General features: G+C 59.1%; 15 protein-coding genes. 1 reads left to right on the forward strand and 14 read right to left on the reverse strand.

Translation table 11 applies throughout. From position 1 onward, the window contains the following. Window positions 1-108: 108 nt before the first annotated feature. A complete protein-coding gene (locus ACOYXJ_RS20410; protein ID WP_460371211.1) occupies window positions 109-5,157 on the forward strand; it encodes a DUF5585 domain-containing protein in 5,049 nt (1,682 codons plus the stop codon). A 233-nt stretch (window positions 5,158-5,390) separates the two neighbouring features. On the opposite strand, the gene nuoN is transcribed toward ACOYXJ_RS20410, so the two are convergent. From nuoN to aceA, 14 genes are all read right to left on the reverse strand, one after another. Then, window positions 5,391-6,854 carry an NADH-quinone oxidoreductase subunit NuoN gene (nuoN, locus tag ACOYXJ_RS20415; RefSeq protein ID WP_007920173.1) on the reverse strand — a complete coding sequence of 488 codons (1,464 nt, stop codon included), beginning with the start codon at window positions 6,852-6,854 and terminating at the stop codon, window positions 5,391-5,393. A 7-nt stretch (window positions 6,855-6,861) separates the two neighbouring features. After that, entirely contained in the window at window positions 6,862-8,394 is a 1,533-nt protein-coding gene (gene nuoM, locus ACOYXJ_RS20420) for an NADH-quinone oxidoreductase subunit M (RefSeq protein WP_150793617.1), read from the reverse strand. Between the two features lie 39 nt (window positions 8,395-8,433). Beyond that, the gene (gene nuoL / locus ACOYXJ_RS20425) at window positions 8,434-10,287 is read right to left on the reverse strand and encodes an NADH-quinone oxidoreductase subunit L (RefSeq protein ID WP_007920175.1); all 1,854 of its coding nucleotides are present in this window, start codon (window positions 10,285-10,287) and stop codon (window positions 8,434-8,436) included. Then, on the reverse strand, window positions 10,284-10,592 hold the full coding sequence (gene nuoK, locus ACOYXJ_RS20430; protein ID WP_003223790.1) for an NADH-quinone oxidoreductase subunit NuoK: 309 nt from the start codon (window positions 10,590-10,592) through the stop codon (window positions 10,284-10,286). Before nuoK ends, nuoL begins: the two co-directional genes overlap by 4 nt. Before the next feature lie 3 nt (window positions 10,593-10,595). Beyond that, window positions 10,596-11,096 (reverse strand): NADH-quinone oxidoreductase subunit J, encoded by a 501-nt coding sequence (gene nuoJ, locus ACOYXJ_RS20435; protein ID WP_007920176.1) that lies wholly within the window; start codon window positions 11,094-11,096, stop codon window positions 10,596-10,598. 9 nt (window positions 11,097-11,105) lie between these two features. Then, window positions 11,106-11,654, reverse strand: coding sequence for an NADH-quinone oxidoreductase subunit NuoI (gene nuoI / locus ACOYXJ_RS20440; protein ID WP_007920177.1), 549 nt, complete (start codon window positions 11,652-11,654; stop codon window positions 11,106-11,108). Between the two features lie 11 nt (window positions 11,655-11,665). Next, window positions 11,666-12,673 carry an NADH-quinone oxidoreductase subunit NuoH gene (nuoH, locus tag ACOYXJ_RS20445; RefSeq protein ID WP_007920179.1) on the reverse strand — a complete coding sequence of 336 codons (1,008 nt, stop codon included), beginning with the start codon at window positions 12,671-12,673 and terminating at the stop codon, window positions 11,666-11,668. After that, entirely contained in the window at window positions 12,670-15,384 is a 2,715-nt protein-coding gene (nuoG, locus tag ACOYXJ_RS20450) for an NADH-quinone oxidoreductase subunit NuoG (protein WP_095118220.1), read from the reverse strand. Before nuoG ends, nuoH begins: the two co-directional genes overlap by 4 nt. Window positions 15,385-15,520: 136 nt before the next feature. Further along, window positions 15,521-16,876 carry an NADH-quinone oxidoreductase subunit NuoF gene (gene nuoF / locus ACOYXJ_RS20455; RefSeq protein WP_007920184.1) on the reverse strand — a complete coding sequence of 452 codons (1,356 nt, stop codon included), beginning with the start codon at window positions 16,874-16,876 and terminating at the stop codon, window positions 15,521-15,523. After that, entirely contained in the window at window positions 16,873-17,370 is a 498-nt protein-coding gene (nuoE, locus tag ACOYXJ_RS20460) for an NADH-quinone oxidoreductase subunit NuoE (RefSeq protein ID WP_007920186.1), read from the reverse strand. The genes nuoF and nuoE overlap by 4 nt, the downstream gene beginning before the upstream one ends. 2 nt (window positions 17,371-17,372) lie before the next feature. After that, window positions 17,373-19,157 carry an NADH-quinone oxidoreductase subunit C/D gene (nuoC, locus tag ACOYXJ_RS20465; protein WP_016987416.1) on the reverse strand — a complete coding sequence of 595 codons (1,785 nt, stop codon included), beginning with the start codon at window positions 19,155-19,157 and terminating at the stop codon, window positions 17,373-17,375. A 73-nt stretch (window positions 19,158-19,230) separates the two neighbouring features. Then, entirely contained in the window at window positions 19,231-19,905 is a 675-nt protein-coding gene (locus tag ACOYXJ_RS20470; protein ID WP_003223809.1) for a NuoB/complex I 20 kDa subunit family protein, read from the reverse strand. A gap of 10 nt (window positions 19,906-19,915) precedes the next feature. Next, window positions 19,916-20,329, reverse strand: coding sequence for an NADH-quinone oxidoreductase subunit A (locus ACOYXJ_RS20475; RefSeq protein ID WP_003223812.1), 414 nt, complete (start codon window positions 20,327-20,329; stop codon window positions 19,916-19,918). A 639-nt stretch (window positions 20,330-20,968) separates the two neighbouring features. Beyond that, window positions 20,969-22,294: an isocitrate lyase gene (aceA, locus tag ACOYXJ_RS20480; protein WP_007920195.1), complete on the reverse strand. Its 1,326-nt coding sequence runs from the start codon at window positions 22,292-22,294 to the stop codon at window positions 20,969-20,971. Between the last annotated feature and the right edge of the window lie 273 nt (window positions 22,295-22,567).

Below are 22,567 nucleotides of genomic sequence, written 5' to 3' on the forward strand. Positions count from 1 at the left end.
TCCGTTCGTCGGGACTGTCAGGTTTGACAGGTAGTCGTTGTGTGGTTCTGAAGGTAGAACGTCGTTATCGGCGCGGATACCACACTGCGCATCTTGGAGAATGGAATCATGTCTGACGGGAATGAAATCGAAGGTAATAACGATGATCTATCGGGTAAGGGTTTTGTGACTGTACCCAAGATTTATTTGCCTGCCGGTGGTGGTGTTCATCCTGGATTCACTTTCTACGCGTCCACACATGTGTCACTGCCACATGTCGGATGGATGCTGGAGTTCTTCAGGTATGCCGACGATGCTCTGTTGAAACGATATTCGGGTGGACCTGGAGTTCGTTCGGTTACATTCGAAGTGCCCAATGAACTACCTTATGCAACGGGTATTTACTGCAAGTTTAGATACCTGGAGTCTTTCACTGGGGAATACAGTGATTGGGCTACAAGTCATCTTTTCAGAATAATTGGAAGCAACCCTAACCCGCTCAAGCCTCCAACGATTTCCAATCCGGGGGTTGTACGTACGCCTCGGCCAACAATCAGTGGAACCGGTGCCCCTCGCGCCGTGGTCGAACTGTTTGAGGCCGGTGTTGGCACTATAGTTTTTGCAACCAAGCAAGCCGATAGTCTCGGAAAGTGGTCGACCGAGCTTACAGAATCATTGTGGATGGCTGATCCTTTCATGATGACCGCCAGGCAAACGCTGAACGGTGAAGTATCCGATTGGGCCGTCCCGGAAAGTTTCACCGTGCTGTTCAAGCCGGTGATCGTTTCTTTCAGCGTCTCTCCCGACAGGATACTCACCGTCAGCGGCACAGACGGGCTCAAAGGGGCAGAACTGCAAATTCTCCACTCGGCACAACCCACCTATCCTCTATTGACCAAGACGCTTGATTCGCACGGTGCCTGGTCGGTTACCGGCACTTCAGCATGGCCGCCCGGTGAGTACACCGTCACTGCAAAACAGAGCGTGAGGGGGGAATCTTCAGAATTGGCCGTTGCCAAGGCGTTTCTTATAAAACCGGACCGCCCGACGATCACGAGCGTAGAGTTTGATTCCAAATCCATCGTTCGTGGAACAGTTGGGCACAAGGATGCAAGGCTTGTAGTCCGGCGTTCAGGAGGGGGTTCATTATCAAAGACGCTTCAATCAAATGGCATCTGGTGGGTTAGCGAAAACGCACTGTGGTCACCCGGTAAGCACGACCTCACAGCAATACAGTACGCTGGCATTGCGGAGTCCGATCCCAGCGTTGTGTTTACTGTTGAGGTGAAACCACCTCCACCGGTGATCAGGCAGCCGCCCATTCCAGCCGCGGAGAAGCAAGCGCTGGCCATTACCGGTGTTTCGTACGGCACTGTCACCCTGCAAATGTTCACCGAGGCTGACGCGCCAGTAGCTGGCCGTTTCACTGGCAGTAGTGTGGCCCCCACATTCATCCCTGAGACGGACTGGGTAACGGGCACCACCAACGTCAAGGTTGTACAGACCGTGGGCGGTGTAGCGTCCGATCCAAGCGCCCTGGTGACGGTGGCGGTGAAACCGCCCAAACCGGCAATCGACGCACCGCCTTACCCGGCCGCGGCGGATCAAGCGCTGACTATTACGGGCGTTTTTGATTCCGATGCCATTATCCTGCAAATGTTCACCGAGTCAGGAGTGCACGTTGCTGGCAGATTCACCGGTAGCGAAACGACCCGGACCTTCCTACCGGCGGAAGATTGGGCATTAGGTCTTACCCGTGTCAGGGTGGTGCAGACCATGGGCGGGGTCGCGTCCGAACCAAGCGTTCCGATAAATGTGTGGGTGAATACACCCAAACCGGTAATCGAATTGCCGCCGAACCCGGCTGCAGTGAAACAGACGCTGATCGTTACCGGTGTTGTGCCTAATGCTGACCGCCTGGAGATTTTTGTAACCAGCTCCCTGGTGACTGGCAATTTTACCGGCAGCGGGGAAAGGCGCACCTTCACTCCAAGCAATAACTGGGCAGTGGGTGCGACCAAGGTCACGGCTCGGCAGTCGGTCGACAATAGACCGTCTGAGGTAAGCGACCCAGTGACTGTGTTGGTGAAACCGCCTGCACCGAGTATCAATCAGCCGCCCAACCCGGCAGCGGAGAATCAAGCGCTGACCATTACCGGTGTTTCGTCCAGTACTCGCACCTTGCAAATGTTCACTGACGCAAACGCTCCGGTGGCAGGCGAGTTCACCGGCAGTGGTGATACCCGCACCTTCACACCGACGGCGAACTGGGCACTTGGAAGCACCACGGTCAAGGTCGTACAGACGGTGAACTCTGCGGATTCCGATGCCAGCGAGCCGGTTACACTCAGGGTTAAACCATTGGCACCGCAAATCACCACCCCAAAAGAGGGGGAAAGCTATGTCGCCCTGCAAGTACAAGGCACCTGTGAACCTGGCGCGACGGTGACGGTCTGGAGCGGCGGTACTGATCTTGGCCCTGTGCTGGTGACCGGCACGAGCTGGACCAATCACTTCACCTGGCAACCGGGTCCCAAGGTTGTTCAGGCCAGACAGGCAGTAGCCGGGCAGGATTCTCCTGATACCGAGGTGATCAACTTCAAAATCAAGCCATCGCAGCCGACGATCAGCCCACCCTCCGACCCGGCGGCAGCGGACGAGGCTTTGATCATTACCGGCGTTTGGGAGGGTACCGTCATCCTGAAAATGCTGACTGAACACGGCGTACCGGTGGCAGGCGAGTTCACCGGCAGTGGTGATACCCGCACCTTCACACCGACGGCGAACTGGGCACTTGGAAGCACCACGGTCAAGGTCGTACAGACGGTGAACTCTGCGGATTCCGATGCCAGCAAGCCGGTTACACTCAGGGTTAAACCATTGGCACCGCAAATCACCACCCCAAAAGAGGGGGAAAGCTACGTCGCCCTGCAAGTGCAAGGCACCTGTGAGCCTGGCGCGACGGTGACGGTCTGGAGCGGCGGTACTGATCTTGGCCCTGTGCAGGTGACCGACACGAGCTGGACCAATGACTTCACCTGGCAACCGGGTCCCAAAGTTGTTCAGGCCAGACAGGCAGTAGCCGGGCAGGATTCTCCTGATACCGGGGTGATCAACTTCAAAATCAAACCACCGAAACCCATGATCAGCCCACCCCCCGACCCGGCGGCAGCGGACGAGGCTTTGATGATTACCGGCGTTTGGGAGGGTAGCGTCAACCTGGCCATGTTTACCGGGGCCAACCATCCGGTGGCTGGCGACTTCAGCGACGGCGGAACAAGCCGTACCTTTACACCCTTGGATGATTGGGCGCCGGGCATCAACACGGTCAAGGTTGTGCAGACCGTCAACACGGTGGATTCCGATCCCAGTGATGAATGTACGTTCTCCGTGGAGGTGGGGGAAAAACCTGAAGCCCCGCAATTTCTACTACCGATGCCGGGCGCCAGAACCTCGACACGGCCGACCATCAAGGTCAGAGGTCTGGCCGGTGCACTGCATACCGTGCGGCTTGAGGAGGGGGCTACGTTGCATGAGCACAACGCGGACGTCGACGGCATTCTGGAGTTTACGGTCGAGACGCCGTTGACTCCCGGAACGAACGCCCTCCAGGCCAAACAAAAGGCTGGTGGACCCGTGTCCGAATGGAGTGGACCTCATCGCTTCACGGTGAAAGAGCTGCCGCAAAAACCCATCATTGAAGCGCCGGGAGAAAGCCATAATGCATCGCGCACCCCCACGATCAGAGGCAAAGGTGAAACCCGAGGGGAGATAGTGCTGCGTCATGCCGATTCCGAGAAGCTGATTGACACCATTCGCGGTGTAAGGCAATGGAACTGGACTGCCAAGGAGCCTTGGCCCATCGGCGAATACGCCGTTGAGGTACAGCAGACAGATGAGGGGGACAGTTCTGGATGGTCAGACGCCCGCACCTTCAAGGTGGTCGAGTCCCTGTACGGAATCGGCGACTCTACCCCGGTACTCGCCAATCCGGTGGTCGGCTCCGGGCAAAGCGTGAAGTTGCGGGTTCAGATCTTGTCCGGTAACAGTGGCGAGGCGGCCGAAGGGGTGGCCGTGCAATGGCGCCTCAACGGCCAGGAGGACATCCTGGATACCACTGTGACCGACAGCGATGGTTGGGCTTATTACGCCTACACACCTGAAACTGTGGGCAAAAGTGAAGTCGTGGCGGATATCACCAACGATAACGACGGCGTTGTCATGACCCAGCTCTATGAGGTTAACGCCCGATTGCACGATGACTGGGCGCAGCAAGCCCAGCTAACTCTGGGCGGTCAGAACGTTGAGTTGGACTTGCACGATCTCGTGCTGCCGGCAGGAAAAACCCGCTTACTGACTCTCACATTCAAAGACGGTAATCACTTGTGGGGTACTTACGTCACCTTGCAAGACATGTGGGGCACTGCGGAGGGGCTGACCGTAGTCCCGCCACTGGGAACGCCGCAGAAAGTGGAAGCACCCGAGCTGTCTTGGTTCATTTCTTCGGCGGAGGGTCAAAGCGGTATTTTCGGTTTACGGCTGACCAGTCCAGTGCTGTCCGACTGGCAATTACCGGGGCGGGTGATAACGGGAGATTTTGTTCATACCCTGGATGTCGAGCTCGATACATTCCCGCAGGTTTTCGGAGGTGAAGCGGTCTATCCCTGCCTGGGTGCGAGGCATACCCTAACTGTGCGACCCAAACCCGATAGCCCAATAATTGGCCTGCCCGTATTGCCGGAGTTTACCCCGGAAGCAGTAGACCTCGGGGTCACCCTGCATCCGCTGGTCCAAACCATGAAGGAGAGCGGAGTGAGCTGGTCGCTGGATTGCTTCAACAGCAGCAAAAGTGGCAATTTCGCAATGCGCTTGGCATTGCTGGGGTGGTTCCTCAAGTCTGGCGAAATGCCAATGTCTCTTGGACACAACAAGGTCGAGATCACTGAAAGGGACGGCCCCAGTCAGATTGATGGGCGTTGGAGGTATGGCATTCGTGTGACGTCCGCATTCTCGGGACAGCCTGCGGGGGATGTTGCGGTGACTGTCAGTGTTTCCGGTTCGGAAGATGTGCAGCGCAGTACTCAGTCAGATGGTTGGATCTATGTCTACTATGACGATGGCCAGGTTGTAAGTTTCACCATTCATAATGGCTATGACGGAACGACTGTCACTGGCTGACAGCAAGGCAAACTGCAGGTGCGAACCTGCTCGCGATAGCGCAATGTCAGATGTTGGATGTGCCGACGCCTTCGCGAGCAGGCTCGCTCCCACATTAATCCGGGTGTAACTCAGGTTGGTGAGCAGCGCCGAAACCTGTGGGAGCGGGCTTCCCAAACACCGGTGATGTCGAATCCCGTAAAAACAAAAACGGCACCCGAAGGTGCCGTTTTCATGTGTAGCCAGCCAAGCAATCAGCCCGCCAGACCCGCCTGCTGAACCAGAGTCAGCAATGGCTGCGGGTACACACCCAGGAAGAACGCGACCAGGGCGATGGCCAGCAGCATCACGCCGCCTGCCTTCTGTTCCCAGTGCAGCTGGGCGTCGTGGCGACGCAGGTTTGGCTCGATCAGGTACAGGGTGACCATCACGCGCAGGTAGTAGAAGACGCCGATGGCGCTGCCCAGCACCAAGGACCCGACCAGCCACCATTGGTGCGATTCAACACCGGTAGCGATGATGTAGAACTTGCCGATGAAGCCAGCGGTCAGCGGGATACCCGCCAGCGACAGCATCATCACGGTCAGCACGGCGGTCAGGTACGGACGACGCCAGAACAGGCCGCGGTATTCGTACAGGGCATCCGCATCACGGCCGTTGTACGGCGAGGACATCAGAGTGATCACGCCGAAGGCGCCGAGGCTGGTGATCACGTAGGTGACCAGGTACACGCCGATGGCTTCCACCGCCAGACCTTTGCTCGCCACCAGGGCGATCAGCAGGTAGCCGAAGTGCGCGATGGACGAGTAACCGAGCAGACGCTTGAGGTTGCTCTGGGTCAGGGCCAGCAGGTTACCGAACAGGATCGAGGCGATGGCGATGACGGTCAGCACGTCGCTCAGCACGCCGCTGCTGGCAGCAGGGGAGATCTGGAACAGACGCACCATCACCGCAAACACCGCAACCTTGGAAGCGGTCGCGAGGAACGCGGCGACCGGTGCCGGAGCACCTTCGTAAACGTCCGGCGTCCACAGGTGGAACGGTACCAGCGACAGCTTGAACGCCAGACCGATCAGCATCATGCCCAGGCCCAGTTGCGCCAGCGAGCTTGGCAGGCCAGTCGCAGCCAGCGCCTGACCGATACCGACGAAGCTCAGCGAACCCGAGTCGGCGTACAGCAGCGCCATACCGAACAACAGGAATGCGGAACCGGCGGCCGACAGCACCATGTATTTGATGCCGGCTTCCAGCGAGCGCTTGTTGAAGAAGGCGTAAGCCACCAGACCGTAAACCGGTACCGAGAGCAGTTCCAGACCGATGAACAAACCGGCCAGGTGCTGCGCGCTGACCAGAACCAGACCACCGGCGGCGGCCATCAGGATCAGCAGGTAGAGTTCTTCACGGTTGCCCGGGTAGCCCGAACCGCCATCGCCCAGATAGGCGTGGGCGAGAGTCACACAGGCGAGGGTGGCGACCAGGATCAGCGCCATGTACAGGCAAGCGAAGGTGTCGATTTGCAGCAATGGGGTCACGGCCAGAGGCGCGACTTTCAGGGCTGGGAGGATCGACAGCAAGGCCAGGTTCAGACCGGCGACCGAGATCAGGAAGGTCTGCGAGTGGTTGCGGCGCCAGGCGATTGCCAGCATCACCACGATAATGGTGAGGCTGGTGATCAACAGTGGCGCAAGCGCAATAAAGTGTTGAATCGTGAATTCCATAGCGCTCTTACCGGGCCGAAGCGAGTTGAGTGAAGGCGGTGCCGAGCCACTGCTGAACGCCATGCATCGTGGCGGCAGAAGTGTCGAGGAACGGTTGCGGGTAGACGCCGATGTAGATCAGCAACACCGCAAGGCCTAGCACCATGATCAGTTCGCGAGCGTCCATACCGTGCAGGATCGAATCCGATTTCGCCGGACCGAAGTAGGCACGGTGGATCATGATCAGCGAGTAGACCGAACCGAACACCAGACCGGAGGTGGCAATCGCGGTGATCCACGGCCAGCTCGCGAAGGAGCCGATCAGGATCAGGAACTCACCGACAAAGTTACCGGTACCCGGCAAGCCCAAGGATGCGGCTGCAAAGAACAGGCTGATCGCCGGCAGGTAAGCGATACGCGACCACACACCGCCCATCTCACGCATGTCACGAGTATGCAGACGCTCGTACAACTGACCGCTGAGGATAAACAGTGCGGCTGCCGAGACACCGTGCGCCAGCATCTGGATCACTGCACCTTGCAGGGCCAGTTGGCTGCCGGAGTAGATGCCGATCAACACGAAGCCCATGTGGGAAACGGAGGAGAAGGCGATCAGACGCTTGATGTCGGTTTGTGCGAAAGCGAGGAACGCACCGTAGAAGATCCCGATCAGACCGAGGGTCATGGCGATCGGCGCAAACTCGGCCGAAGCATTCGGGAACAGCGGCAGGGCGAAACGCAGCAGACCGTAAGCAGCGGTTTTCAGCAAGATACCGGCGAGGTCGACGGAACCGGCAGTCGGCGCCTGGGCGTGGGCATCAGGCAACCACGAGTGGAACGGAACCACTGGCAGCTTGACCGCGAAGGCGATGAAGAAGCCGAGCATCAGGATGTACTCGGTGGTCATCGACATCTTGGTTTTCAACAGGTCGGCGTAGTTGAAAGTAATCACGCCAGTGTTGTTGAAGTTGACCAGTACCAGACCGAGGATCGCCACCAGCATGATCAGGCCGGAAGCCTGAGTGAAGATGAAGAACTTGGTCGCTGCGTAGATCCGGGTTTTCTTGCCGTCCGAAGAACTGTGACCCCAGAGCGCGATGAGGAAGTACATCGGCACCAGCATCATTTCCCAGAAGAAGAAGAACATGAACAGGTCGAGGGCGAGGAACACGCCGACAACGCCGCCCAGGATCCACATCAGGTTCAGGTGGAAGAAGCCAACGTGACGTTGAATCTCTTTCCACGAGCAGAGTACCGAGAGGATACCCAGCAGACCGGTCAGCAGGATCATCAACAGCGACAGGCCGTCGAGGGCCAGGTGCACGCTGATGCCGAAGCGCTGGATCCAGATGTGCTTGAACTCAAGCGCCCAGGTCGGATCGGCGCCAGGCGCCGGCGCAAATGAATAGTCACCGTGGGCCCACAGCCAGAGGCCGAGGGCGAGTTCCAGGGTCATGGTCAACAGCGCAATCCAGCGGGGGAGGGTAGCGCCGAAGCGCTCACCCATCCAGCACAGCAGGCCGCCGATGAAGGGGATCAGGATTAGCCAAGGCAGAATCATGACGGGCTCGTTTCCTTTCGCAAATTCGCAAGGTTCATATCAGACCGCTACCAGCACGATGGCGCCGATAACCAGCACGGCACCAGCAGCCATCGAAGCAGCGTACCAACGCAGTTGACCGGTCTCGGTGCGGCTCAGGGCAGTGTGACCACCCTTGGCCATACGCGGGATCAGACCGATGGTCTGGTCGAGCGGGTCTTTGCGCAGTACGTGGCTGATCGCCAGGTAAGGCTTGACGAACAGTTTGTCGTAGATCCAGTCGAAGCCCCAGGCAGCGAACCACCAGGCCGAAAGGAAACGGCCGATGCCGCTGTTGGCAATGGCCGTGACGAAGCGACGCTTGCCGAGGAACAGCAGCGCTGCCAGCAGGATACCGGCCAGGGCGATGGCGCCCGAGGCGATTTCCAGACTGTGCTTGGCTTCGCCGCCGGCATGGCCAACGCTTTCTGGCAGTACGCCGTGCAGCGGTGGCACGATCATGGCGCCGACGAAAGTCGACAGCACGATCAGCACCGACAGGGGCAGCCAGTGCGAGATGCCGTGACCGGCGTGGGCTTCGGTCTTGGCTTCACCGTGGAACGTGATGAAGATCAGGCGGAAGGTGTACAGCGACGTCATGAACGCGCCCACCAGACCTGCGTAAAGCAGACCGTGGTTGCCGCTGGCGAACGCTTCCCAAAGAATTTCGTCCTTGGAGTAGAAGCCTGCGGTGACCAGTGGCAGAGCGGCCAGCGCAGCACCACCGACGATGAAGCTGGCGTAGGCCAGTGGCAGTTTTTTCCACAGACCGCCCATCTTGAAGATGTTCTGCTCGTGGTGGCAGGCAACGATCACCGCACCGGAAGCAAGGAACAGCAGGGCCTTGAAGAAGGCGTGGGTCATCAGGTGGAAAATCGCGCCATCCCAGGCGCCAACGCCCAGCGCCAGGAACATGTAGCCGATCTGGCTCATGGTCGAGTAGGCGAGGATACGTTTGATGTCGGTTTGAACCAGTGCGGCGAAACCTGCCAGAACCAGGGTCACACCACCGACGATGCCGACCAGGTGGAGAATTTCCGGCGCCAGGGTGAACAGACCGTGGGTACGGGCGATCAGGTAAACACCGGCAGTCACCATGGTGGCGGCGTGGATCAGTGCCGAAACCGGGGTAGGACCGGCCATCGCGTCCGCGAGCCAGGTTTGCAGTGGCAGTTGTGCCGATTTACCGACCGCACCACCCAACAGCATCAGAGTCGCCAAGGTGATCCAGAAGTCGCCGACCTGGAATTTCTGCGGTGCCAGCACCAGCAGTTCCTGGATGTTCAGCGTGCCCACTTGCTGGAACAGGATGAACAGGCCGATGGCCATGAACACGTCGCCGATCCGGGTCACGATGAAGGCCTTGAGTGCGGCGTTACCGTTGTTGCGGTTGCTGTAGTAGAAACCGATCAACAGGTACGAGCACAGGCCCACGCCTTCCCAGCCGAAGTACAGGAACAACAGGTTATCGCCGAGCACCAGAAACAGCATGCTGGCGATAAACAGGTTGGTGTACGAGAAGAAGCGCGAGTAACCCGCTTCACCGCGCATGTACCAGGACGCGAACAGGTGGATCAGGAAGCCGACGCCAACGACCACGCCGAGCATGGTGATCGACAGGCCGTCGACGTAGAGGGCGAAGTCAGGCTTGAAGCCTTCGACCGCCATCCACTTCCACAGTACCAGCGTGTAGTGACCGCCTTCCGGTGGCGCGACGTTGAATTGCCAGATGACGTAGGCGGCGACAATCGCCGACAAGCCAATGGAACCCACGCCGATCAGCGCCGAGAGGTTTTCCGACCAGCGTCCACGGGAGAACGACAGCAGCAGGAAACCGATCAGAGGGAATACGAAAGTCAGAAAGATAAGATTCATCCGCGCATCTCACTGGCAGCGTCGATATCGAGCGTGTGGAAGCGGCGATACAGTTGCAGCAGGATCGCCAGACCAATACTGGCCTCGGCGGCTGCAAGGCTGATCACCAGAATGAACATGATCTGTCCATCCGGCTGGCCCCAACGGGCGCCTGCAACAATGAACGCCAGTGCAGAGGCGTTCATCATCACTTCCAGACTCATCAACACGAACAAAATGTTGCGGCGGACCATCAGGCCGACCAGACCAAGGCAGAACAGGATGCCGGCAACGGCCAATCCATGTTCGAGAGGGATAGCAGGCATGACTTACTCCTTCGCCTCGTTACGGCCCAAATGGAACGCCGTGACGGCTGCAGCAAGCAGCAGCATCGAGGCGAGTTCGACCACCAGCAGGTACGGACCGAACAGGCTGATGCCCACGGCTTTCGCGTCTACGGTGGTGTGGCCGATGGCCTGGCCGCTCTGGTGAGCGAACAGCACATACAGCAGTTCGGCCAGCAGCAGCGCGGCGAGAATCACCGGCCCTGCCCAGATGCCGGGCTTGAGCCAGACGCGTTCTTGCTGAACCGAGGCCGGGCCGAGGTTGAGCATCATCACCACGAACACGAACAGCACCATGATGGCGCCGGCGTAGGCGATCACTTCGAGCACGCCGGCGAACGGTGCGCCGAGTGCGAAGAAGGTCATGGCCACGGCGATCAACGAGATGATCAGGTAGAGCAGGGCGTGCACAGGGTTGGTGTTGGTGACTACGCGAAGCGTGGACACAACAGCGATACCCGATGCGAAATAGAAAGCGAATTCCATCGTTCTTCCTTAAGGCAGCAAGCTCTTCACGTTGATCGGTTCGGCTTCGTTCTGCGCGGAGCCTTTCGGCTTGCCAGCGATTGCCATACCTGCAACACGATAGAAGTTGTAATCAGGGTTTTTGCCGGGGCCGGAGATCAACAGATCTTCTTTCTCGTACACCAGGTCCTGACGTTTGAACTCGGCCATCTCGAAATCCGGGGTCAGCTGGATTGCGGTGGTCGGACAGGCTTCCTCGCAGAGACCGCAGAAAATGCAGCGCGAGAAGTTGATACGGAAGAAGTCCGGGTACCAGCGACCGTCTTCGGTTTCAGCTTTCTGCAGCGAGATGCAACCCACCGGGCAAGCCACGGCGCACAGGTTGCAGGCTACGCAACGCTCTTCGCCATCGGGGTCACGGGTCAGGACGATGCGACCACGGTAGCGTGGTGGCAGGTAGACCGCTTCTTCCGGGTATTGCAGGGTGTCGCGCTTGCGGAAGCCATGGCCGAAGACCATGACCAGGCTGCGCAACTGGGTACCAGTACCCTTAACGATGTCGCCAATATATTTGAACATGGGTCAAATCCTCACTGAACCGCGACTGCAGGCGTGTTCCACAACACGACCGCAGCGGTCACCAGCAAATTGATCAGGGTCAGTGGCAGGCAGAATTTCCAGCTGAAATCCATCACCTGGTCATAACGCGGACGCGGAATGGAAGCGCGCAGCAGGATGAACAGCATGATGAAGAACGCGGTCTTCAGTGCGAACCAGACGAACGCCAGTTGCGGCAAGATGCCGAACGGACCGTGCCAGCCACCGAAGAACAGGGTGACCAGCAGCGCCGAGATCAGGATGATGCCGATGTATTCACCGACGAAGAACATGCCCCATTTCATACCGGCGTATTCAATGTGGTAACCGTCGGCCAGTTCCTGTTCCGCTTCCGGCTGGTCGAACGGGTGACGGTGAGTCACGGCGACGCCAGCGATGAAGAAAGTACAGAAGCCGAAGAACTGCGGAATGATGAACCACAGGTTCTGCGCTTGGTACTCGACGATGTCGCGCATGTTGAACGAGCCGACCTGCACCACGATGCCCATCAGGGCCAGGCCCATGAACACTTCGTAGGACACGGTCTGCGCCGACGCACGCAAGCTGCCGAGCAGGGCGAACTTGTTGTTACTCGACCAGCCGGCGAACAACACCGCGTAGACCGACAGACCGGCCATGGCGAAGAAGAACAGCAGGCCGATGTTCAGGTCCGCGACGCCCCAGGTCGGGGTGATCGGGATGATCGCGAAGGCGATCAGCAGGGCCGACATGGCCACCACCGGTGCCAAAGTGAAAATCACTTTATCGGCAAACGGCGGAGTCCAGTCTTCCTTGAAGAACATCTTCAGCATGTCGGCGGCGATCTGGAACATACCAAACGGACCAACGCGGTTCGGACCGTAACGGTCCTGCCACCAGCCCAGCAGGCGACGTTCGACAAAGCTGAGCAACGCGCCTGCCACCACAACGGCCAGCAGAATCACGATGGCTTTGACGACCGAGAGGATCACATCGATCACTTCAGGGGTGAACCAGGTCATTGCGCTGCCTCCTGCAGACCGTCGACGGATACGCCGGCGAATGCCGGTGGAATGCCGGCGATGCCCGCAGGCAATGCCACCAGACCGGCGCCCAGTTCTTCATTGATGCGCAGCGGCAGACGCAGGGTCTGACCGGCCACGTTCAGGCTCAGCAGGGCACCGTCGTTGACGCCCAGACGATCCGCTTCCGACTTGGCCAGAGCCACGTATGGAGCCGGAATGCGCTCTTGAACCGGCGCGGCTTTCGAAGAGTTTTCTTCGCTGCCGAACAGGTGGAAGAACGGCACGGCTTGCCAGGTACCCGGCGCCGGGTTGAATGCGCGCGGTGCGGCAGCGAACCAGTTCAGCGAATCACCGGTGCTTTCGATCAGGCGGGTGCCTGGGTCGCCAGCGCGGATGTGACCACCGACTTCGTCCTGGAACTTGTTCCACGCTTGCGGCGAGTTCCAGCCCGGCGACCATGCAAATGGCACCTGCTGACGCGGTTCGGCAGAGCCCGAGTAACCTTCCATGGAGAAGGCGAACGCGGTGTCTTTGTCTTGCGGGGTGCGTGGTTCGTGAACGCTGATGTCGGCGCGCATCGCGGTGCGACCGGAGTAACGCAGCGGCTCACGCGCCAGTTTCAGACCCTTGATGCGGAACGCGGCGGACGGTGCAGCGTCGACGATGCGCGCCAGTTGCTCGGTGCTCGAAGCAACGGCAGCGGTGACGTGGTCGAGTTGCGTCCAGTCGATCGGCTGGTTCAGCAGGGTCGCGCGCAGGGCGTGCAGCCAGCGCCAGCCTTCGTGAACCAGGATGCTCGCGTCCATGTATTGCGGGTCGAAAACCTGGAAGAAGCGCTGGGCGCGACCTTCCTGGCTGACCAGCGTACCGTCGCCTTCGGCGAAGCTTGCCGCTGGCAGAACCAGATGCGCGCGGTCGCTGGTAGCGGTTTTCTGATGGTCAGCAACGATCACCACTTGCGCAGCGTTCAGTGCAGCATCGACTTTTTCTTTGGCGGTGCGGGTGTACAGATCGTTTTCCAGCACAACGATCGCGTCAGCCTTACCGTCGATGACGGCTTGCAGCGCCGCATCCACCGATTCGCCACCGAGCATGGCCAGGCCAAGGCTGTTGGCTTCCGGCACGATCAGGCTGATCGAACCGTTCTTCTCGCGCAGCTTCAGGGCCTTGGCGATGTTCGCGGCAGCTTCGATCAGGGCTTTGGAGCCCAGCGAAGTGCCGGCGATGATCAGCGGACGTTTGGCAGCGAGCAGGGCGTCAGCGATGCGCTGAGCCAGTTCCAGTGCTTCGGCGTCCAGACCTTCAACGGCCGGGGCGCTGGCATCCAGAGCGTGAGCAACGGCGAAACCGATGCGTGCCAGATCGTCTGGAGCGGCGTGTACGCATTCTTCGGCGATGTCGTCGAGCTTGGTTTCCGCAAGGCTGGCGATGAACAGCGGGTTCAGCGCGTGCTGACCGATGTTCTTCACGGCAGCGTCGAGCCAAGGCTGAACGCGCATGGCTTCGGCCATGTCTTCAGCTTTGCCTTTGACCGATTGACGCAGCGACAGCGCCACACGGGCGGCGGTCTGAGTCAGGTCTTCACCGAGGACGAAGATGGCGTCGTGGTCTTCGATGTCGCGCATGTTCGGCACTGGCAGCGGGCTGTCTTTCAGCACTTGCAGGACCAGACGGATGCGCTCCAGTTCGGAGGCTTCGATGCCGGAGTAGAAGTGCTCGGCGCCGACCAGTTCGCGCAACGCGTAGTTGCTTTCAAGGCTGGCACGTGGCGAACCGATACCGACGATGTTGCGACCGCGCAGCAGGTCAGCGGCTTTATCCAGCGCGGCATCCAGACCGAGCTTGGTGCCGTCGGCCAGCAGCGGCTGACGTGGACGGTCGGTGCGGTTGACGTAGCCATAACCGAAACGGCCACGGTCGCACAGGAAGTACTGGTTCACCGAACCGTTGAAACGGTTTTCGATGCGGCGCAGTTCGCCGTAACGCTCGCCCGGGGAGATGTTGCAACCGCTCGAGCAGCCGTGGCAGATGCTCGGTGCGAACTGCATGTCCCACTTGCGGTTGTAGCGCTCGGAGTGAGTCTTGTCGGTGAACACACCGGTCGGGCAAACCTCGGTGAGGTTGCCGGAGAACTCGCTTTCGAGGGTGCCGTCTTCAACGCGACCGAAGTACACATTGTCGTGGGCACCGAACACACCGAGGTCGGTGCCGCCAGCGTAATCCTTGTAGAAACGCACGCAGCGGTAGCAAGCGATGCAGCGGTTCATTTCGTGGGAAATGAACGGGCCCAGTTGCTGGTTCTGGTGGGTGCGTTTGGTGAAGCGATAACGGCGCTCGTTGTGGCCGGTCATCACCGTCATGTCTTGCAGGTGGCAGTGACCGCCTTCTTCGCACACCGGGCAGTCGTGCGGGTGGTTGGTCATCAGCCATTCGACAACGCTGGCGCGGAACGCCTTGGATTCTTCATCGTCGATGGAGATCCAGGTGTTGTCGGTGGCCGGGGTCATGCAGGACATGACGATGCGACCACGGGTGTCGTTCTCGTCGGTGTACTGCTTGACCGCGCACTGGCGGCAGGCCCCGACGCTACCAAGCGCGGGGTGCCAGCAGAAATAAGGGATGTCGAGGCCCAGCGACAGACATGCCTGTAACAGGTTGTCTGCCCCGTCGACTTCGAGCGCTTTGCCGTCTACGTGGATAGTGGCCATGGTTCAAAGGTCTTCGTTGGCCCGGTGTCAGCGGGCGTGGCTAATGGAATCTTGTTATCCGTCCGAATCCAGTCAGCCCTGAAAGGCGTCATCGGACGAAAGGCGAAGGGCACGGACCCTTCGCCTTTTTAAGCGTTTACGCGCCGATTACGATCGGCCTTGCCAGAGGCGGGACGGCGGCGCTGACTGGCGCGATACCGGCTTCGAACTCTGGACGGAAGTATTTGATGGCACTGCCCAACGGTTCCACGGCACCCGGTGCGTGAGCACAGAAGGTCTTGCCAGGGCCGAGGAAGTTGACCAGACCCAGCAGGGTCTCGATATCGCCTGGCTGACCGCGGCCTTGTTCGATGGCCATCAAGAGCTTGACGCTCCATGGCAAACCATCGCGGCACGGGGTGCAGAAACCGCAGGATTCGCGGGCGAAGAACTGCTCCATGTTGCGCAGCAGCGAGACCATGTTGACGCTGTCATCCACCGCCATCGCCAGGCCGGTACCCATACGGGTGCCCACTTTGGCGATGCCGCCGGCATACATTTGCGCGTCGAGGTGTTCTGGCAGAAGGAAACCGGTACCGGCGCCACCTGGCTGCCAGGCCTTGAGTTTGAAACCGTCGCGCATGCCGCCCGCGTAGTCTTCGAACAACTCGCGACCGGTGACGCCGAACGGCAACTCCCACAGGCCCGGGTTTTTGACTTTGCCGGAGAAGCCCATGAGCTTGGTGCCCATGTCTTCGCTGCCTTCGCGGGCCAACGATTTGTACCAGTCCACGCCGTCGGCAATGATCGCCGGCACGTTGCACAGGGTTTCCACGTTGTTCACGCAAGTCGGCTTGCCCCACACGCCGACGGCGGCAGGGAAGGGCGGCTTGGAGCGCGGGTTGGCGCGGCGGCCTTCGAGGGAGTTGATCAGTGCGGTTTCTTCACCGCAGATGTAACGCCCGGCGCCGGTGTGGACGAACAGCTCGAAATCGAAGCCGCTGCCCAGGATGTTCTTGCCCAGCAGGCCCGCAGCCTTGGCTTCTTCCACGGCACGGTTGAGGTGCTTGGCGGCAGTGGTGTATTCGCCGCGCAGGAAGATGTAGCCACGGTAGGTTTTCAGCGCGCGAGCACTGATCAGCATGCCTTCGATCAGCAGATGGGGCAGTTGCTCCATCAGCATGCGGTCTTTCCAGGTATTCGGCTCCATTTCATCCGCGTTGCACAGCAGGTAGCGGATGTTGATGGATTCGTCTTTGGGCATCAGGCCCCACTTCACGCCAGTGGGGAAGCCTGCACCGCCGCGACCTTTGAGGCCGGCGTCTTTCACGGTCTGGACGATAGCGTCCTGATCCATGTCGGCGAAGGCTTTGCGCGCAGCGGCGTAACCGTTCTTGGCCTGGTACTCGTCGAGCCACACGGCTTCGCCGTCGTCACGCAGACGCCAGGTCAGCGGGTGAGTCTCGGCCGAACGCTGAATGCGGTTGGCAGGACCGAAAGATGTCAGGGTCATACGTAGCCCTCGAGCAGTTTGGCGACGCCAGCAGGCTGCACATCACCAAAGGTGTCGTCGTCGATCATCAGCGCCGGTGCCTTGTCGCAGTTGCCGAGGCAGCAGACAGGCAGCAGGGTGAAACGACCGTCGGTGGTGGTCTGACCCAGGCCGATGCCCAGATTGTTCTGGATTTCGCTGACCACCGACTCGTGGCCGCCGATGTAGCAGACCATGCTGTCGCAGACGCGAATGATGTGACGGCCAACCGGCTGACGGAAAATCTGGCTATAGAACGTCGCCACACCTTCAACGTCGCTGGCCGGGATGCCGAGGATCTCGCCGATCGCGTACAAGGCGCCATCCGGCACCCAGCCGCGTTCTTTCTGAACGATCTTCAGGGCTTCGATCGACGCCGCGCGCGGGTCTTCGTAGTGATGCAGCTCGTGCTCGATGGCCGAGCGCTCGGTTTCACTGAGGGTGAAACGGTCTGTCTGGATAAGCGTGCTGTTCATGCTTAGCGGTCCACGTCGGCCATAACGAAATCGATACTACCCAGGTACGCAATCATGTCCGCGACCATGCTGCCTTTGATCACCGAAGGGATCTGTTGCAGATGCGGGAAGCTTGGAGTGCGGATCCGGGTACGGTAGCTCATGGTGCCGCCGTCGCTCGTCAGGTAATAACTGTTGATGCCCTTGGTCGCTTCGATCATCTGGAAGGATTCGTTGGCCGGCATCACCGGGCCCCACGAAACTTGCAGGAAGTGCGTGATCAAGGTTTCGATGTGCTGCAGCGTGCGCTCTTTCGGCGGCGGCGTGGTCAGCGGGTGATCCGCCTTGTACGGGCCTTCCGGCATGTTGCGCATGCACTGGTCGATGATCTTGATGCTCTGGCGCATTTCTTCGACGCGAACCATGCAGCGGTCGTAGGCATCGCCGTTGGCAGCCAGCGGTACTTCGAACTCGAAGTTCTCGTAGCCGGAGTACGGACGCGCTTTACGCAGGTCGAAATCGCAACCGGTCGAACGCAGGCCAGCACCGGTGACACCCCATTCCAGGGCTTCTTTGGTGTTGTACTGGGCAACGCCGATGGTACGGCCCTTGAGGATGCTGTTCTGCAGGGCAGCCTTGGTGTATTCGTCGAGGCGTTTTGGCAGCCATTCAACGAAGTCTTTCACCAGTTTTTCCCAGCCGCGCGGCAGGTCGTGGGCAACACCACCGATGCGGTACCAGGCCGGGTGCAGACGGAAACCGGTGATGGCTTCAATCACCGTGTACGCCTTCTGGCGGTCGGTGAAGGTGAAGAACACCGGGGTCATCGCACCGACGTCCTGGATGTAAGTCCCGAGGAACAGCAGGTGGCTGGTGATCCGGAAGAACTCGGCCATCATGATGCGGATGACGTCGACCTTCTCGGGCACCTTGATGCCGGCCAGCTTCTCGACCGAGAGCACGTACGGCAGGTTGTTCATCACGCCGCCGAGGTAGTCGATACGGTCGGTGTACGGAATGAAGCTGTGCCAGGACTGACGCTCGGCCATCTTCTCGGCACCACGGTGGTGGTAACCGATGTCCGGGACGCAGTCGACGATCTCTTCACCATCCAGTTGCAGAATGATGCGGAACGCACCGTGCGCGGAAGGGTGGTTCGGGCCGAGGTTGAGGAACATGTAGTCCTCGTTCGGGCCGGAACGCTTCATGCCCCAGTCTTCTGGACGGAAGCGCGCGGCTTCTTCTTCAAGCTGTTGCTTGGCGAGGTTGAGGCTGTACGGATCGAATTCGGTGGCGCGCGCCGGGAAGTCCTTGCGCAGCGGGTGACCTTCCCAGGTCGGCGGCATCATGATGCGCGACAGGTGCGGGTGACCTTTGAAGTCGATGCCGAACATGTCCCAGACTTCACGCTCGTACCAGTTGGCGTTCGGCCAGATGCTGGTGACGGTCGGCAAGCTGAGGTCGCTCTCGGACAAGGCGACCTTGATCATCACGTCACTATTACGCTCCAGCGACATGAGGTGATAGAACACGGTGAACTCGGCGTCGCTCGGCAGCCCTTGACGCTTGGTGCGCAGACGCTCGTCCACGCCGTGCAGGTCATAGAGCATGACGTACGGCTTGGGCAGGTTACGCAGGAAAGTCAGGACTTCGACGAGTTTGGCACGCGCCACCCACAGCACCGGCATGCCGGTGCGGGTCGGCTGGGCGGTGAACGCCTCCGGGCCAAAACGGTTGTTCAATTCAACGACCACATCCTGGTCGTCTGCCTTATAAGGCGGGATGTACAGAGCACTGCCTGTAGTCATGGTTATTTTTTCGCTTTCGGTCAACGTAAAGAATGAAGCCAGCTTCTCGTTTCTTTGTCAGAACAGATCTGGATCAGACTTCGTCAGGGCTGCGCAGGTTGGTGACTGCGATTCGCTGTTCGCGGCGCTGTTCCTTCTGCGAAGGCATGTCGGCGCGATAAACGCCTTGATCACCAACGACCCAGGAAAGCGGACGACGCTCCTGTCCAATCGATTCCTGCAACAGCATCAAGCCTTGCAGAAATGCTTCCGGACGGGGCGGGCAGCCAGGTACGTAGACGTCCACGGGCAGGAACTTGTCCACCCCTTGAACCACAGAGTAGATGTCGTACATGCCGCCGGAGTTAGCGCACGAACCCATGGAGATAACCCACTTCGGCTCGAGCATCTGCTCGTAGAGACGCTGGATGATCGGCGCCATCTTGATGAAGCAGGTACCGGCGATAACCATGAAGTCGGCCTGACGCGGCGATGCCCGGATAACTTCGGCGCCAAAGCGCGCGATGTCGTGGGGCGCCGTGAAGGCGGTGGTCATTTCCACGTAGCAGCACGACAAGCCGAAGTTGTACGGCCACAGGGAGTTCTTACGTCCCCAGTTGACCGCGCCACTCAGCACGTCTTCCAGCTTGCCCATGAAAATGTTTTTGTGGACTTGATCTTCTAACGGATCGGAAACGGTTTCCCGTTCGCCAATCGGATATTGCTCGTTAGGAGCATCGGGGTCGATCCTGGTGAGATTGTATTGCATTGCCAAAGCCTCATTGTTTCAGCTTCGCCTGCCGCTTGCGACGAGCTTCCGGAGCCCAGTCAAGGGCGCCCACTCGGAACAGGTAGACAAGACCTGCCAACAGAATTGCTATGAAAACGAGAGCTTCGACGAATCCGGTCCAGCCGCTTTCGCGGACGGACACAGACCATGCAAAGAGAAAGAGGGCTTCGATATCGAAGATCACGAAGAGCATCGCGACCAGATAGAATTTGGCTGAGAGCCGCAAGCGGGCGCCACCGGTAGGTAGCATGCCGGACTCGAACGGTTCGTTTTTGCTGCGACCCCAGGCTTTTGACCCAAGGAGGCTGGAGACGCCAAGCATGAAGGCACACAGGCCGACGACACCCAGAAGGAAAATGGCAAAGCCCCAGTTGTGGGCCATGAGTCCTGTCGCTTCGGGCATGCTGGTAATCCTTAACAGAGAGCAAAGGTCTCTGAGCTTGATAAAGAAATAGGCAGTGACGATATGTCGCAGCAATCAATCGCGCTGATTTTATGGCTAAACACCCTGCAAGTAAAATTCCTATAGCGAAATTATTTATTGGAATAAGGACATAGCGCATCTCCAATGCCCTGCAGCCCATGCGTTGCGGGCATTAGGCGGGTTTATGCAAATAATGTTTTGTAGGGAATGTAACGAACATAGTTGCGGCTAAATGATAATTGATATCGTTTGGAGTGGATTTGTAACTGTTTAACGGGATGTCAGTTGGGAAGTTGTCTTACTTGCACGTTACTGCAAGTAGCGACGGCGCCCGTTTTAGCGGATTTTTCTGACGGATGTACCGCGCTGGATCAATGTTTTCTCCGAACGACACCGATCCCTGTAGGAGTGAGCCTGCTCGCGATAGCGGTGTGTCAGCTTGTGCATGCGGTGACTGACCCACCGCCATCGCGAGCAGGCTCACTCCTACAGGGATTTGTGGTGTTCATTAAATCGGGGCAAAAAAAACGCCCCGAACCAGTCGGGGCGTCAGTTTTGCGGCTCTGCGGTTAGCTTTCTATACGATCCGCAGAGGCCGTTTGCTCAGGCGAAGCAGAATCAGTGGAACTGTTCTTCTTCGGTCGAACCGGTCAGTGCGGTGACCGACGACGAGCCACCTTGAATCACTGTGGTCATGTCGTCGAAGTAGCCGGTGCCCACTTCCTGCTGGTGAGCCACGAAGGTGTAACCCTTGGCGGCGTCAGCGAATTCCTGCTCCTGCAGCTTCACGTAGGCAGTCATATCGTTGCGGGCGTAGTCGTGCGCCAGGTTGAACATGCTGTGCCACATGTTGTGAATGCCGGCCAGGGTGATGAACTGGTGCTTGTAACCCATGGCGGACAGTTCGCGCTGGAACTTGGCGATGGTCGCGTCGTCGAGGTTTTTCTTCCAGTTGAAGGAAGGCGAGCAGTTGTACGACAGCAGTTGGTCCGGGTATTCCTTTTTGATCGCTTCGGCGAAGCGACGAGCTTCGTCCAGATCCGGCTTGGCGGTTTCGCACCAGATCAGGTCGGCGTATGGCGCGTAAGCCAGACCACGGGCGATGGCTTGATCGAGGCCGGCGCGAACCTTGTAGAAACCTTCCTGAGTGCGCTCGCCAGTCACGAACGGCTGGTCGTACGGGTCGCAATCGGAAGTCAGCAGGTCAGCAGCGTTAGCGTCGGTACGGGCCAGGATGATGGTCGGGGTGCCGGCAACGTCAGCAGCCAGACGAGCAGCGGTCAGCTTCTGTACAGCTTCCTGAGTAGGAACCAGTACTTTACCGCCCATGTGACCGCATTTTTTCACGGAAGCCAGTTGGTCTTCGAAGTGAACGCCAGCGGCGCCTGCTTCGATCATGCTCTTCATCAGCTCGTAAGCGTTCAGAACGCCGCCGAAACCGGCTTCAGCGTCAGCCACGATCGGCGCGAAGTAGTCGATGTAGCCATCGTCGCCCGGGTTCTTGCCGGCTTTCCACTGGATCTGGTCAGCACGACGGAACGAGTTGTTGATGCGCTTGACCACGGTAGGCACCGAGTCCACCGGGTACAGCGACTGGTCCGGGTACATGGATTCAGCGGAGTTGTTGTCCGCAGCCACTTGCCAGCCCGACAGATAGATCGCCTGGATACCGGCTTTAACCTGTTGAACAGCCTGGCCGCCGGTCAGGGCGCCCATGCAGTTGACGAAATCTTTCTCAGGACGGAAGGACGGCTTGGCACCCTGGGTGACCAGGTTCCACAGCTTGTCGGCGCCCATTTTTGCAAAGGTGTGCTCAGGTTGAACCGAGCCACGCAGACGGACGACGTCAGCAGCGGAGTAAGTGCGTGTCACGCCTTTCCAGCGCGGGTTTTCAGCCCAGTCTTTTTCGAGGGCTGCAATTTGCTGTTCGCGTGTCAGTGCCATGGAGATAAACCTCGTCGCGTCTTTTATGAAAAGTTGTTCTGCGGTGGAAAATTCCTGCGCTCGCTGACCAGAAGCTTAGGTGGTCAAGTCGGATTTGGCGGGGTAGGCGACGGGATGAACGATGGGCTCGAGGGGAAGTGAGCAGGTAGTGGCGGACTGCGGGCGCATGCGGGCGTCGTGGGCCTCTATACGATCTACAGCGTGGAGCCGGGTTACCTAATTACGCTTCCGTCCCTCGGGACAACTTCGTTCCAGTCGGCAACCTCGTCAAAC

The organism is Pseudomonas sp. Tul2A7 (assembly GCF_054790505.1).

What these genes read in the sequence shown, in the direction of transcription:
- ACOYXJ_RS20410 (WP_460371211.1), top strand. Translation starts at nt 109, where the DNA reads ATGTCTGACGGGAATGAAATCGAAGGTAATAACGATGATCTATCGGGT.
- nuoN (WP_007920173.1), bottom strand. Translation starts at nt 6,854, where the DNA reads ATGGAATTCACGATTCAACACTTTATTGCGCTTGCGCCACTGTTGATC.
- nuoM (WP_150793617.1), bottom strand. Translation starts at nt 8,394, where the DNA reads ATGATTCTGCCTTGGCTAATCCTGATCCCCTTCATCGGCGGCCTGCTG.
- nuoL (WP_007920175.1), bottom strand. Translation starts at nt 10,287, where the DNA reads ATGAATCTTATCTTTCTGACTTTCGTATTCCCTCTGATCGGTTTCCTG.
- nuoK (WP_003223790.1), bottom strand. Translation starts at nt 10,592, where the DNA reads ATGCCTGCTATCCCTCTCGAACATGGATTGGCCGTTGCCGGCATCCTG.
- nuoJ (WP_007920176.1), bottom strand. Translation starts at nt 11,096, where the DNA reads ATGGAATTCGCTTTCTATTTCGCATCGGGTATCGCTGTTGTGTCCACG.
- nuoI (WP_007920177.1), bottom strand. Translation starts at nt 11,654, where the DNA reads ATGTTCAAATATATTGGCGACATCGTTAAGGGTACTGGTACCCAGTTG.
- nuoH (WP_007920179.1), bottom strand. Translation starts at nt 12,673, where the DNA reads ATGACCTGGTTCACCCCTGAAGTGATCGATGTGATCCTCTCGGTCGTC.
- nuoG (WP_095118220.1), bottom strand. Translation starts at nt 15,384, where the DNA reads ATGGCCACTATCCACGTAGACGGCAAAGCGCTCGAAGTCGACGGGGCA.
- nuoF (WP_007920184.1), bottom strand. Translation starts at nt 16,876, where the DNA reads ATGACCCTGACATCTTTCGGTCCTGCCAACCGCATTCAGCGTTCGGCC.
- nuoE (WP_007920186.1), bottom strand. Translation starts at nt 17,370, where the DNA reads ATGAACAGCACGCTTATCCAGACAGACCGTTTCACCCTCAGTGAAACC.
- nuoC (WP_016987416.1), bottom strand. Translation starts at nt 19,157, where the DNA reads ATGACTACAGGCAGTGCTCTGTACATCCCGCCTTATAAGGCAGACGAC.
- ACOYXJ_RS20470 (WP_003223809.1), bottom strand. Translation starts at nt 19,905, where the DNA reads ATGCAATACAATCTCACCAGGATCGACCCCGATGCTCCTAACGAGCAA.
- ACOYXJ_RS20475 (WP_003223812.1), bottom strand. Translation starts at nt 20,329, where the DNA reads ATGCCCGAAGCGACAGGACTCATGGCCCACAACTGGGGCTTTGCCATT.
- aceA (WP_007920195.1), bottom strand. Translation starts at nt 22,294, where the DNA reads ATGGCACTGACACGCGAACAGCAAATTGCAGCCCTCGAAAAAGACTGG.